Source organism: Spongiibacter sp. UBA1325 (assembly GCF_002306875.1).
Lineage (GTDB): Bacteria > Pseudomonadota > Gammaproteobacteria > Pseudomonadales > Spongiibacteraceae > Spongiibacter > Spongiibacter marinus.
The window spans coordinates 146237-159506 of sequence record NZ_DBTD01000006.1; the positions used below are offsets into that span (position 1 = coordinate 146237).

The 13270-nt window shown below is 55.7% G+C and carries 12 protein-coding genes; 8 read left to right on the plus strand and 4 right to left on the minus strand.

Going from position 1 to position 13270, the window contains the following annotated elements:
* Nucleotides 1-1188, minus strand: coding sequence for a lipid-transfer protein (locus B3K78_RS06455; protein ID WP_204996939.1), 1188 nt, complete (start codon nt 1186-1188; stop codon nt 1-3).
* A gap of 28 nt (nt 1189-1216) precedes the next feature.
* Complete coding sequence (locus tag B3K78_RS06460) at nt 1217-1651, minus strand: Zn-ribbon domain-containing OB-fold protein (RefSeq protein WP_286694791.1); 435 nt, start codon at nt 1649-1651, stop codon at nt 1217-1219.
* 248 nt (nt 1652-1899) lie between these two features.
* Between B3K78_RS06460 and B3K78_RS06465 the strand changes: the two genes are divergently transcribed.
* The 3 genes from B3K78_RS06465 to B3K78_RS06475 all read left to right on the plus strand — a co-directional run bounded on the left by B3K78_RS06465 (nt 1900) and on the right by B3K78_RS06475 (nt 4805).
* Entirely contained in the window at nt 1900-3087 is a 1188-nt protein-coding gene (locus B3K78_RS06465; RefSeq protein WP_204996940.1) for an acyl-CoA dehydrogenase family protein, read from the plus strand.
* A 51-nt stretch (nt 3088-3138) separates the two neighbouring features.
* Nucleotides 3139-4275: an acyl-CoA dehydrogenase family protein gene (locus B3K78_RS06470; RefSeq protein ID WP_286694792.1), complete on the plus strand. Its 1137-nt coding sequence runs from the start codon at nt 3139-3141 to the stop codon at nt 4273-4275.
* 89 nt (nt 4276-4364) lie between these two features.
* Nucleotides 4365-4805 carry a hypothetical protein gene (locus tag B3K78_RS06475; RefSeq protein ID WP_204996942.1) on the plus strand — a complete coding sequence of 147 codons (441 nt, stop codon included), beginning with the start codon at nt 4365-4367 and terminating at the stop codon, nt 4803-4805.
* 79 nt (nt 4806-4884) lie between these two features.
* Here the strand turns inward: B3K78_RS06475 and B3K78_RS06480 are convergent, their stop codons facing one another.
* Nucleotides 4885-5688, minus strand: coding sequence for an acyl-CoA thioesterase (locus B3K78_RS06480; RefSeq protein WP_204996943.1), 804 nt, complete (start codon nt 5686-5688; stop codon nt 4885-4887).
* A 207-nt stretch (nt 5689-5895) separates the two neighbouring features.
* Between B3K78_RS06480 and B3K78_RS06485 the strand changes: the two genes are divergently transcribed.
* From B3K78_RS06485 to B3K78_RS06500, 4 genes are all read left to right on the plus strand, one after another.
* A complete protein-coding gene (locus B3K78_RS06485) occupies nt 5896-7440 on the plus strand; it encodes an acyl-CoA synthetase (RefSeq protein WP_286694793.1) in 1545 nt (514 codons plus the stop codon).
* A 106-nt stretch (nt 7441-7546) separates the two neighbouring features.
* Complete coding sequence (locus tag B3K78_RS06490; protein ID WP_286694794.1) at nt 7547-9460, plus strand: TonB-dependent receptor plug domain-containing protein; 1914 nt, start codon at nt 7547-7549, stop codon at nt 9458-9460.
* On the plus strand, nt 9460-10011 hold the full coding sequence (locus B3K78_RS06495; protein WP_286694795.1) for a YfiR family protein: 552 nt from the start codon (nt 9460-9462) through the stop codon (nt 10009-10011). The genes B3K78_RS06490 and B3K78_RS06495 overlap by 1 nt, the downstream gene beginning before the upstream one ends.
* Nucleotides 10011-11564: an ATP-binding protein gene (locus B3K78_RS06500; RefSeq protein WP_286694796.1), complete on the plus strand. Its 1554-nt coding sequence runs from the start codon at nt 10011-10013 to the stop codon at nt 11562-11564. Before B3K78_RS06495 ends, B3K78_RS06500 begins: the two co-directional genes overlap by 1 nt.
* Nucleotides 11565-11579: 15 nt before the next feature.
* Here the strand turns inward: B3K78_RS06500 and B3K78_RS06505 are convergent, their stop codons facing one another.
* Nucleotides 11580-12278 carry a hypothetical protein gene (locus tag B3K78_RS06505; protein WP_286694797.1) on the minus strand — a complete coding sequence of 233 codons (699 nt, stop codon included), beginning with the start codon at nt 12276-12278 and terminating at the stop codon, nt 11580-11582.
* 117 nt (nt 12279-12395) lie between these two features.
* On the opposite strand from B3K78_RS06505, the gene B3K78_RS06510 reads away from it, so the two are divergent.
* Nucleotides 12396-13184, plus strand: a complete 789-nt coding sequence (locus B3K78_RS06510; protein ID WP_027872900.1) for an SDR family oxidoreductase — start codon at nt 12396-12398, stop codon at nt 13182-13184.
* Nucleotides 13185-13270 lie beyond the last annotated feature (86 nt).

Consider the following 13270-nt stretch of genomic DNA (forward strand, 5'->3'; position numbering starts at 1 on the left):
TTATTTCTTAACAATTACCGATGAGCCGTGGCCGAACAGGCCCTGGTTGGCGGTGATGCCGACCCGGGCGCCTTCAACCTGGCGCTCACCCGCCTCGCCGCGCAGCTGCCACGTCAGTTCGCATACCTGTGCCAGTGCTTGAGCGGGCACGGCCTCGCCAAAGCACGCCAGACCGCCCGAGGGGTTAACGGGCAGGCGGCCGCCGAGTTTGGTATCGCCATTGCGCACCAGTTGTGCAGCCTCACCGCGCGGGCACAGCTGCAAGTCTTCATACCAGTCCATTTCCAGTGCTGAGGAGAGGTCGTAGACTTCGGCAACGTTGACGTCTTCCGGGCCGATTCCCGCCTGCTCATAGGCCTTTGCTGGCAGTGCCGCGCGGAAGCGGTGAGCTTCTACGCCCGCTGCAGCCGCTGAGTCGGTGGCGATATCGGGCATTTCCACCACGGCGCTGGCAAAGGTGGGTGTGACGGTTGATACGGCCGCCACGCGGACGGCGTCGGCTTTGCCCAGGCGCTTTGCGTAGTCCATGCTAGATACAATCATTGCCGCGCCGCCATCTGATGTGGCGCAGATTTGCAGCAGACGCAATGGATCAGCCACCATGGCCGAGTTCATCACATCTTCCATGGTAAATTTTTTCTTGTAGCGGGCATTGGGGTTGGTGAAACCGTGCTCGCTGTTTTTAATTTTTACCCGTGCAAAGTCTTCTTCTGTATCGCCAAACAAATCCATACGACGGCGGGCATACAGTGCAAAGTAGGTGGGGTTGGTAATTCCCAGGTAAAAACGCAGCCAATCCGGGTCTTCCGGGCGGTAGCCTTTGGCCGGCGCGAGGAAGCCCTTAGGGGTGGTGTCGGCGCCGACAACTAAGGCAACTTCGCATTCGCCGGCAAGAATTTTTGCTTGTGCGGCGGCGAGCGCCTGAGAGCCGGAGGCACAGGCGGCGTAAGACGTATTTACTTGCGCACCCTGCCAGCCCAATGCCTGGGCGAAGGTCGCCCCGGCAACATAACCGGGATAGCCGCAGCGCATGGTTGCTGCGCCCGAAACAAAGCCCACATCCTGCCAGGGAATGCCGGCGTCTTTCAGTGCCGCGCGCGCAGCGTGCACGCCGTACTCGCTGAAGTTCTTGCCCCATTTGCCCCAGGGGTGCATGCCGACGCCCAAGATGGCGATATCGTTACTCATTGAATTCTCCCGTCATCGAGTCTGCGGCTCAGCCCAGTGGCTTCCACTTCCAAGTAATTTTTACCGACTCGTCGTCTTCGTGCAGTGTTTCTAATACCAATTCGACTTCCTGGCCGACTTTCAGGTCTTTGGGGCCGACGCCTTTGACCGTTTGTCCCAGAACGATCATCTGTTCTTTTTCCAGTTCCACTGCGGCAATGCCGTAGGGAACGAAGGGCTCTTCTGCGACAAAGGGCTCGGGTGGCTTGTAGCACGCATCGGTGTAGGACCAAATTTTTCCGGTGCGACTGAGCTGTACCTCGCTAAATGTCTCGCCTTCGCAGTTGGGGTTGCGACAGAAGGACAAATTTTTGGGGAAGTAGTAGGTGCCGCAGTCGTCGCACTTTGCGCCGATAAGGTGGGGCGTATCAGTATCGAGGGTATACCAACCTTCGATTGCCGCCTGTACAGGCTTGTCACTCATGCCGAATCTCCGCTTGAGGGTGCAACCTTGGCACCATTGAGTGAGGGGTAAACAGCCGCAAATGATCGCAAGTGTTGCTGGCGCGAGCTATCGTCTGAATGGTTGAGTGGCAGCGTAAAGGCGTTATGAACGCATATGTCATGTGGGTGACGGCTTTTGCAATTGTCGCAGTGACCCGGCCGCTTATTATGGTGACAAGCGTCAACCAAAACTGCCAACGACTGGCGGCGACACAGAGGAAGGCAACAATGAAAGTTGAGTTTAGCGCAGAGCAGAATGCGCTGCGCAAAGAATTACGCGCGTATTTCGAGGCATTGATGACGCCGGAGCTCAAGGCCGAGTGCGACGAGAGCATGGGAGAGGGCGGTGGCCCGCTATGGCGCGAGGCGCTCAAGCAAATGGGGCGCGATGGCTGGATAGGTGTTGGCTGGCCAAAAGAGCTCGGTGGTCGCGGTATGAGCCCCATCGAGCAGTTTATTTTCGTAGAAGAAGTCATGCGCGCGGGTTACCCCTTCCCATTCCTGACAACCGAGTCGGTCGGGCCGCAGCTGGCCGAGCACGGTAATGAATGGCAGAAGCGAGAGATCGTACCCAAGATCCTCGCCGGTGAATGTTTGATTGCGATTGGCTACTCCGAGCCGGGCGCCGGCACCGATCTGGCGAGTTTGAAAACATCGGCGGTGCGCGACGGCGACGGCTGGCTGATCAACGGTCAAAAAATGTGGACCAGCCTCGCGCATTTTTGCGACTACGTTTGGCTTGCCTGCCGAACGGATCCCGACGCAGCGAAACCGCACAAAGGTATTTCCATGTTTTTGGTGCCCACTAACGATCCAGGCTGGTCGTGCAGTCCGGTGGTCACCTTGGGTGGCGTGCGCACCAACGCAACCTACTACGACAATATTCGCGTGAATGACGACGCGCTGGTGGGCGAGGAAAACGCGGGCTGGAAGCTGATTACCAGCCAGCTGAACCGCGAGCGTCTCAGTTTGGTGAACTTTGGACCCACTGCAGAAATGTTTAATAACGTAGTGCGGTGGGCCCAGCAAACTGACCTGCCCGAGGGTGGAAAAATCATCGACCAACCCTGGGTGCAGATCAACCTGGCGAAAGTCCGTGCCGGTGTCGAGGCACTTAAACTGGTGTGCTACAAGCAGGCGTGGGCAATGACCGAAGGCCAGCTGGATATGGCCGATGCCTCAGCGGCGAAAGTCTACGGGTCTGAGTTTTTCATCGAGGTGTATCGCCTGTTGGGCGAGGTCATTGGCCAAGCGTCACTGATTAATCGTCGCACGCCGGGTGCCGACCCCATCGCATCGCGAATTGAGCGCCTGTATCGCACGGCATCAATTATTACGTTTGGTGGCGGCACCAACGAAATTCAGCGTGACATCATTTCCGCCGCCGGTTTGTGGATGCCCCGGGCATCGCGCTAGATGCGTCGTGTTTACCCCGGCGAAGAGTGAACGAATAGAGAGAAAACAGTTATGGATTTCGGACTTTCAGAACAGCAGCGCGATGTGCAAAACCTTGCGCGCGAAATTCTCGGCGAACAGGTAACAGCGGAAAAGCTCGCCAAGTACGACAGCTACGCGGCGGAGCGTTTTGACCGCGAACTATGGCAGCAGGTTGCTCAGGCGGGGCTGCTGGGTGTTGCCATTGAAGAGCAATATGGCGGTATGGGCTTCGGTTTTTTTGAAGCGGCCCTGATTGCAGAAGAAGTCGGGCGAAATATTGCTCCGCTGCCATTTATTTCTCACTGTATTTCGGCGGCGATGCCGGTGCAGCAATTCGGCAGTGCCGAGCAAAAGCAGCGCTTACTGCCCGGAGTGGTGAGCGGTGAACAGTTGCTCACAGCCGCGTTGATGGAAGCGAACAATGAGGACCCCACTCAGCCGCGTGTATGCAGTGCGCGGGCTGACGGCGAGGCGGTGCTGATCAGCGGTGAGAAGCTCTGCGTTCCCTTTGCGGCGCAAGCTGACTATGTACTGCTGGCCGCGACCGACGGTGACGGGGCCGTTGTTGTAATGCTGCCTCGTCAGGCAGAGGGTGTTGCGCTTGAAGCGATGGAAGTGACGACTTACGAGCCACAATACCGGCTGACGCTCAGTAATGTGCGCGTGGGCGCAGAGAATATTCTGGCCCGCGGGGAGCAGGCGCAGCAGTTGCTCGCTTCGGTCGCCGAGCATACGACGGCAGCATTGTGCGCGCATCAACTTGGTGCCAGTGATAAAGCGATGCGGATGACCGCGTCTTACACGGCCGAGCGCCAGCAGTTTGGCGTGCCGATTGCGACATTTCAGGCAGTGGGCCACCGCGCGGCTAATTGTTTTATCGACGTGGAATGCCTGCGTTTGAATTGCTATCAGGCGATCAGTCGTCTCGACGATGGTGTCGACGCGAGTGTCGAAGTGGCGATTGCGAAAGTGTGGGCAGGGGATGTTGGTCATCGGGTTAGCTACGCCGCCCAGCACTTGCACGGTGGCACGGGCATTGACCGCGACTACCCGCTGTGGCGCTACTGTACGTGGTTGCGTCACAACGAAATGATGCTGGGTAGCTCCGCGCGCAGCCTTGCCGCGCTGGGCAGCAAAATAGCCGTGGGCGAGGCTTTTTGCGCCTAGCGATAGCGTGGGAACGCAAATAGCTGGCTGTTATTCCTTTGGCCAGGTGTTAGCATTCCCGCATTATCGGTATAAAAAGGAATGCGCCCATGTCTATGCGTCATAGCTTGTCTTGCGCCGGTTTACTGTTGCTGGGGGTGGCAGTTACCGCCTGCGCTCAGCCGCAGCCGTCGGCACAAACGGTTTCACGACAAAGCGGTATTATTGAAAGCCAGGTAGGATTTATTGATACGGTCTCGGGTGCGCGCGTTGAGGCGGTGGAGAATGTCCCCGGCAAGACAGAATATCGTGTACTGGTGTCGCTACCGGCATCGGGCGATCAACCGCCAACCGAGATAGAGGAAGTGCTGGTTACTGCCCCTCGGGTTGACCCGGAGGCACCAGCGATCAGCCCTCGCTATGAGTTCGTTCAGGACTATGCCAACGACCGCTACGGTTTTTACATCTATCTGGGCAAGCAGCGCAACGTGCCATTTCGTCTTTACTTTAAAGACCATTCGGCACAGAGCATTCAGAACACTCAGCCGTAAATAACGACTCAATGCGAGTCTGCCATGTGTGACAGGCTCGCTCTTTTTCTTCTGGTTACGACTCTACTGGCCTACGCCATTACTTCTCGAACACTGTAGCGACTTGGCGGCTAAACATTATGGGCACGCCGCTCGGTGACCAAATTGTTGCGTAGTTGCAAAAGTAACCATTACTCCCGGCTTGGCTGCGGTAGTCCATAAACCACCAGTTGTCGGCTGTATCGCCGGCACTTACCGCATTGGGAAACTCCAAATACCAGCTCAACGAACTGCCAACCCCAGGCGGTTTGATCATATTCAGGCCTGGCATTGGCGGTGCATCTGCCAGGGCAATCAGCGCACTTTCGGTGAGCGCAGTGGTATCGCGAAAACGCAGCCACAGTGAAAAATCAGCGCTGTCTCCCCCCGATAATGGCAGGTGACCGCTGGCGAGCGCCATATCAAAGTGTTGCGTAAACGCGGGCGTCAGGCCGTCAATGAAAGGCAGTAGCATGCAGTCCTGCGGCGCCGGAATCGAGGTCGGCATCGCCGGTCCCTCGACAACGACCGCAGATTGACGATCCTTGCCATACGTCGCATTGATCGCGGTAGCCACTTCACCCTCACAGCGCAGCTCTCCTTGAATGTGGGTAACCGAGCCGCCGTCGCGTAAGTGGCGAAGTGCCACTTGGTGATTGCCAGCGGGGGCCGGGCCAACAAAGCTTACTGCCAGGGAGCGCAAGCGGCGGGCTGGCTCTATCTCACTGCGCATGGCTTGGGCGATCAGGGCACTACTAAGCCCCCCAAATGCGGTGCGGCCCTGCAGCCAGCTTTCGTCAACATTTGCCGTGTAAAGGCCGTCGCTGCCTCGCACCGCTGCCATGAGTTGGTCAAAAGCGCTCATTTGCCGATTCCCTGTGTTTGAATACATTGTGCTTGCCAGTATAGGTAATGTGTTCACTGACAACAATGGCCGCGCATTCCCGCTTGTCTTGGCTCGTGTTTTTGGTATGAGCAAGGCTTGATCCCAGAGCGCTGCGCGCTTATCGTCAGCAAGCTACTTAGAAAAGTAGTGAGCGAAAACAATAATAATTTTTATGGAGTGACTATCGTGCAGCACCCGCAATTTCACGCCCAGAAACAACCGCAAAAAGCCGCCTGTATCCTTGCCAACACGGGTGAGGTGATGACTTATGCCGAGTTGGATGCCCAGTCCAACCAGCTCGCCCAACTGTTTTACAGCCGCGGTTTACGTGCCGGGGACCACATTGCCTATCAAATGGAAAATAGCCACTGCTTTCTTCAAATTGCCTGGGCAGCCCAGCGCAGCGGCTTGGTGTTCACGCCACTGCACAGTCATTTGCGGCCTGCCGAAGTGGCGTACATCCTGGAAAATTCAGGGGCCAAGCTGTTTATCTGTTCACCTCGCTACCTTGAAACGGCGCAGCAACTAGATAGGTCGGCACTGCCGGCCGTACAGCACTGGTTTATCAGCGCTGGTGAGGCGCCCAATTTTGACTCCCTGCAAGCGGCGATGGCCGAGTGTCCGTCGGTACCGCTAGCGCAGCAATGTGCGGGGGTTCCGATGCTGTACTCTTCGGGAACGACCGGCCAGCCAAAAGGCATTAAACCCAGCCTACCCGAGCAAACCTTTGACGAGGTGCCAGCCGTTATGCAGGGTATTGCTGCGTTCCTGGGGATTAATAGTGAATCGACGTATCTGACGCCGGCGCCACTTTACCACGCGGCCCCCATGCACAGCGTTATGGCGGCAATGGCTCTGGGCGGTACGGTGGTAATGATGGACGGTTTTGACCCAGAGCTGTCGCTTCAAGCGATCGAAAAATACCGTGTGGATTGCAGTCAGTGGGTACCCATTATGTTTATCCGCCTGCTGAAACTGCCTGAAGCGGTGCGCAGCAAATACGATCTCAGCTCCTTGAAGGCGGCTACGCATGCGGCGGCGCCGTGTCCCGCTGATGTGAAGCGCAAGATGATCGAATGGTGGGGGCCGATTATCAACGAGTATTACGCCGCCAGTGAAGGTATCGGCATGACCGCCATTGATAGCGCGCAGTGGCTCGCACACCCTGGCTCAGTGGGCCAGTCTTTGATGGGCGAGGTACACATCGTCGATGACGATGGCAATGAATTGCCCTGCGGCGAAACCGGGATGATTTACTTCTCTGGCTTTGGCGACTTTGAATACCACAATGAACCGGAGAAGACCGCTGGCGCTCATCACCGCGAGGGCTGGGCTACGGTTGGTGATATGGGTTATGTCGATGACGAGGGTTATCTCTATCTGGCCGATCGCCGCGACTTTATGATTATTTCAGGTGGAGTGAACATCTATCCTCAAGAAGTGGAGAATACCCTGATTGCTCACCCAGAGGTCGCTGATGTCGCCGTGTTTGGGCTTCCAGATGAGGAGTTTGGCGAACGAGTGGTCGCGGTGGTTCAGTCAGAGCAGGGGTGCACTGGTAATGCAGAGCTGGCTGACCGGTTGCGAGGCTGGTGTCGTGACTCTGTCTCGGCATTGAAGTGCCCGAAGGCGTTTTTCTTTGAGGCGCAGTTACCGAGGAAGGACAACGGGAAAATGTATAAAAAACCCCTCCAAGAAAAATACCGTCAAGCCGCAGCAGTGGAGGCCTGAGTAGGTAAAAGCTGCAATGGTGCAGTTGGCGCTTTTGTCCTAGTTTGAAAAGTGGATGCAATAGTCATCCACTAAGCAAATAACAACAATGACGCGGACAATGGTTATGCGCCTTTTATTGCAAACGGGTATTGCGCTCGGCCTGGTCACTTTCTCGTTGAGCGCCGCCTCGTCAACAATCCAGCTAGCGTCGTTGGAAACACTTGGCGAACTCAGTCTCGAAGACCTAATGGATATCGAGGTGGTCTCGGCTTCGCGGCGGGCGGAGCCGTTGCAAGATACTGCCGCGGCAGTGTTTGTGTTGGACGCGGAGGATATTCGCCGCAGCGGCGTGCGCACACTTGCCGAGGCCCTGCGCTTGGTGCCAGGGCTGCAGGTAGCAAGGGTTGATTCACATAGCTGGGCGGTAACCGCTCGCGGTTTCAACAGCACACTTGCCGATAAACTCGAAGTATTAATGGACGGTCGCAGCTTATATACGCCGTTATTTTCCGGCGTATTTTGGTATACCCAAGATACTGTGATGCGCGACATAGAGCGCATTGAGGTTATACGTGGCCCCGGCGCTGCGCTATGGGGGGCGAATGCTGTCAATGGCGTGGTGAATATCGTTACGCGCTCAGCCAAGGACACGCTCGGAGGGTGGGTTGCCGCGGGCGGCGGTGGAAACTATCGAGGCTATACCGAGGCGAGGTACGGCGATGAGTTTGCTGGCGACGGTTTCTATCGTGTCTATGCCAAAAGTCAGTGGCACAGCGAACAGCAAGCTGCCAGTGGCGGGGATAGCGGTGATGAGTGGGTACACCGCCAAGCGGGATTTCGCACTGATAATAAATTATCGGATGCGCTGCGCTTAACCGTTCAGGGTGATGCCTACCGCGGCCACGTGGCTGTGCCGACAGGGGGCAAGCAAGAATATCACCGCGGCGAAAATCTGATCATGCGTCTAAGTCAGCAGCATGCCGGTACGGCGAATTCAGAATACCAACTCGTCTATGATCGCAGCGCTTTTAACAATCGACTGAATTTCTCTGAGCAGCGACGCCTGCTGGATTTCGAAGTGAAGCATAATCGCCAGATCGGGCAGCGGCAGGAGCTGGTGATCGGCGGTGGCTTTAGGTTTAGTCGCGATCACATCGGCGATGTTAACCCCTTTCTCACCGACTTTAGCCCTCGCAAGCGCGAGGACGAAACCTATGATTTGTTTATCCAGGATCAAATCAATTTTTTAAACAAGCGCCTGCGCCTCACTCTGGGCGCTAAACTCGAGCACAACGATTACAGTGGCGATGAGTTTCAACCAAGTATTCGGGCTCGCTATAAAATTAATCCCGACAGCACCGTATGGGCAGCCTGGTCTCAGGCGGTTCGCATTCCCAATCGTCTGGATCAAGATGTCTCTTTTTCGGGTGGCTTTTTCGGCGGTGATCGCAGTTTTCACTCCGAGGAATTGACCGCGCTGGAGGCGGGGTATCGTCAGCAGTTGAGCGGCAGTTTGTCCATAGACATCGCCGGCTTTTATAACGAGTACGAGGAGCTGCGTGGACTCACTGATGACCTGACTAACCCTCAGACGCCGCCACCGATATTAATCGATAATATTGGCAGCGCGCGCAGCCATGGTGTTGAGCTGACCGCGCGATGGCGAGCAAGAGCAAACATCGAGTTACTGACCAGCTATCGCTATTTCGACCTGGATGCCTCCACTCCGCCGGGCAGTTTGGATCAGTCTATTGCTGATGCCGATGCCAACGATCCCAGTCATCAGCTGAAAACGCGCCTGGATTGGGATATCAATGATCGCTGGTCGCTGTTCGTTGCGGCACGGTGGATTGGCTCTCTGGATGATCAAAATGTTGATGCCTACGCGGCAATTGATATGAATGTGATGTGGCGTATCAACGACCAGCTCGAAGCGTCTGTGCGCGTGAGTAACCTCAATGACGATGCCCATGCGGAGTTTGGTGGCGGCGTAGAGATACGGCGCAGTGTGCAAGCGCAATTGAGCTGGATGTTCTAATGATTTGGGGCAGGCGGTTCTGTGCAATAGCTTTGGTGTTGGGCCTGGCCGGCAATGCGTTTGGGCAAGGCCTGGAGCAGCGCGTTAAGGCGGCGTATCTGGTTAACTTCACGCGCTTTATCAGTTGGCCCCCAGCGGCGATACGGGGTGGCGAGGAGGCAATTGATATATGCGTGGTCGGTGACCGCGACATTGCCATCGCGCTTTCCGCATTAATCAAGTCGAAATCGAGCAATGACCTCGGCATACGCAGCCGATTGATACTCCTCCCCGAAGAGAGCGAGGGGTGCGAGGTGCTATACCTCGCTGATAATAGCGGAGAGCTACAGCGCTACTGGCTGCAAAAATTACCCCAGGACCACATCTTAACCATCGCCGATAACGGCGACTTTATCGATGCGGGCGGCATGATCAGTTTTGTTATCGTGTCGGGTAAGCTGCGCTTTGATATCAATCAGGCCAATATCCACCGCTCCGGTATGTCGGTGAGTTCGCGGCTTTTGAGCTTGGCGAGAACGGTGCGCCGCTCTGCTGCGAAGGGTAGTTCCTGATGCTAAGGGATTTGCCGATACAGCGAAAAATACTGGTGTCGATTGTCGGCACGGTCACGATCGTGTTGGTGATGATCGAAACGGTTTTCGTGCTGTATAACTGGATTAGCGTACGGGAAACCGTCCAGAAGAATTTGCTGGCCGTTGCAGAGGTTTTTTCGCTCAATACAACGGCGGCAATGAGTTTTTCAGACTCCCAGGCCGCTGAGGAAATATTGTCATCGCTGCGTGGCATGCCGGAAATCCATCGCGCGTGTTTGTATCAAGGGGAAACCAAACAAGCGCAGCTATTTGCCAGTTATGTGCGCGGCAGTGATGCCAAGGACTGCCCGCTAAGCCTGTTAGACGTGAAGGCCTCCAAGCTGCAGGTGCTTACAGTGAATCGCGATGTCTGGCTCGGCAGCGAGCGCCTTGGGCGCCTGGTGATTGAACGTCAGCTATCCGACCTGTGGGCAAGTACCCGCCTCGATATTATGTTGCTGCTGCTTATGCTTCTGCTCAGTGTGGGTATTGCTTTTGTTATATCCAATACTTTACAGAAACTCATTGCCGGGCCGATTCTTGCGTTGCTCGATACCACGCGAAAAGTGTCGCTGTCGGGTGACTATAGTTTGCGCGCCGACAAGCATGGCGACGATGAAGTCGGAGAATTAATCGATGGCTTTAATGTCATGCTCTCCCACATTGCCACCCGTGATACTGACTTGGCGAGCGCGAAGGAAGAGCTGACGCTCCGTATACATCAGGCCGATGCGGCGAATACTGAACTTCGCAAGGCCGTAGAGGACTTGAACCGAACACAGAAACAGTTGGTCGCCACTGAAAAAATGGCCTCACTGGGTGGCCTGGTGGCCGGTGTGGCGCATGAGGTGAATACCCCCGTTGGCGTGAGTGTCACGGCCGCGTCGACGCTGCGCGCCGAGAGTATAGAAGCGGAGCAGGCCTACAACGAAGGGAAATTGACCGGCAGTGGTCTGAAGCATTACTTCGAACACTGCATGCAGTCCACCGAGATTATTCTCAATAATCTGCGCAGAGCGGCAGATTTAGTGCACAGCTTTAAACAGGTGGCGGTGGATCAAACCAGCTTTGAACGCAGGAAATTTAATCTTAAAAGCTATTTTGATGAAACCCTGCTGAGTCTGCGACCAAACTTGAAGAATACGCAGATCGCTGTAGAAATAGACTGTGAGGCGTCACTGGAAGCCAACTCCGTGCCGGGCGCGATCTCGCAGATATTTACCAACTTGCTGATGAATTCCCTTATGCATGCCTTTCCAGGCGGTGAAGCCGGCCGCATACGCGTGGTGGTAACCGAATGCGACGGCGATATTGAAATCTGCTATAGCGATGATGGCTGCGGTATGGATGAAGAGGCGCGAGAAAAGATTTTTGAACCGTTTTTCACCACCAAGCGCGGCGCAGGCGGGAGTGGCCTGGGCATGCATATTGTCTTTAATCTTGTCAGCCAACAGCTGAAAGGGCAGGTTGAGGTCTTGTCTGCCTTAGGGGAAGGAACTGAGGTGCGTATTCGCTTCCCGTCGGGTCTTTAAATATCTAATTTGGCCTTAGAACCGATAACTCAGCGCGAGCATCGCGATAGGCAACAGGTTCAAGTCATCCAATTCATTTTCAACTTCGCGCTGTTCGGCGGCGACTTCCTCTCGACATTGCTGGTTGGTGTTGCAGCTCCCCGTCGAGCGGATCTTAACGTTGGCGTCCCCGAGGTAGGCAACGCCCACGTCGGCGCTGAAGTGAAAACCTTGCCCGGTAGCTCTGGACCAACCAATACCGAGGTAGGGGCTCACCGGTTCGAAGTCGATGTTGGTAATAACATCTCCGAGTATCGCGGGCGAAAAGCGGCTGTTGCCGAACTCACAGTTTGTTGTGCCAGGTACGGGAGAGTTTTCTTCGCAGCGGGTAATAACCTTGGCAGAGCTGTTGTTAATTAATATGCCTGCACTTACCCGAAACCATTTGCCACTGGGGTGCCAGTCGGTCAGCAGATAGGCATTGCGCAGATCGACGTCGCTTTTGTAGCTGAGCTCATCGCCCTCAATACCGTTGTTGTCATCCCCTTCAAAGTCCAGTTTAAAACTGCCGTACAAGGCGCCACCGCGAATGCCAAATTGCGGGGAAAAGCTGTATCCAAGCTCCGCGCCACCGCCTATCGTTGAAGCCTGTAGGCGCAGCGATGTGTCGGCGAGCGCAGGCGTGCTCACGGCCAGGCAGAGTAGTGCTGAGGTGGTATATCGACGTAGGTGCATGTTTCCTCGCTGTATATTCTGGCTTGGCGCTTCCACCCATTCGGGTGGTGCTGCTCGGGTCGAGCCTAGGTAGGCTTCAGGGACAAGTAATTCGAATAATTAAACAGGATAGTCAAAATGTTGCTTAGAGACAAAGTCGTCATTGTGTCGGGTATCGGCCCGGGCTTGGGGCAGGAGCTGGCCCTTGAAGCCGCGCGCCAGGGAGCAAAAGTGGCGATGTGTGCCCGCACCGCCAGTAAACTCGATGATGCTGAAGCCCTGATTCGCAGTGAGGGCCTAGACAATGCGGTATTGAAGGTGGCTACCGATATTAGTGACCGCAAGCAATGTGCAGAGCTGGTTGCCAAGACAATTGCCGAATTTGGCCGTATCGACGTGTTGTTTAACAGTGCCTACAACCCCGGAAACTTTGGGCCTATCGCTGAGGCAGATTTGGACAGCTGGCGAGACGCCATGGATGTGAACTTCTTCGGCACCATGGGGCTGACGCTTGAAGTCGTGCCGCAAATGAAGAAGCAGGGTGGCGGCGCGATCGTGATGATCAACACCATGGTAACCCGCAAACCCATGCCGACTCAGGGCGGCTACGGCGCCTCCAAGGCGGCGCTTGCCAGTGCAACCGCTCACCTGGCGCTAGAACTGGGGCCTGACAATATTCGTGTGAATTCGGCCTATATGGGCTGGATGTGGGGGCCGTCGGTCGAGGGCTATTTCCAAATGAATGCAGAGGCTGGCGGCCCCAGTGTCGAAGAGCAAAAAGCTGCTGTAGCTGCCAATATCCCGCTGCGCCGTATACCCGATGACGGCGACTGCGCCAAAGCCGCTGTGTTTTTGGGGTCGGAGTACTCTCGAGCGCTGACCGGTGCCGCGCTCGATGTAAATGGTGGCGATTTCTTGCCACATTAAACCGCTGCGAGGATTTAGTGCGCTATAGATGAATTCCATGCGGTCAGCGCTTAGAATCGAGGCTATTGCATCACAATGGCCTCGAT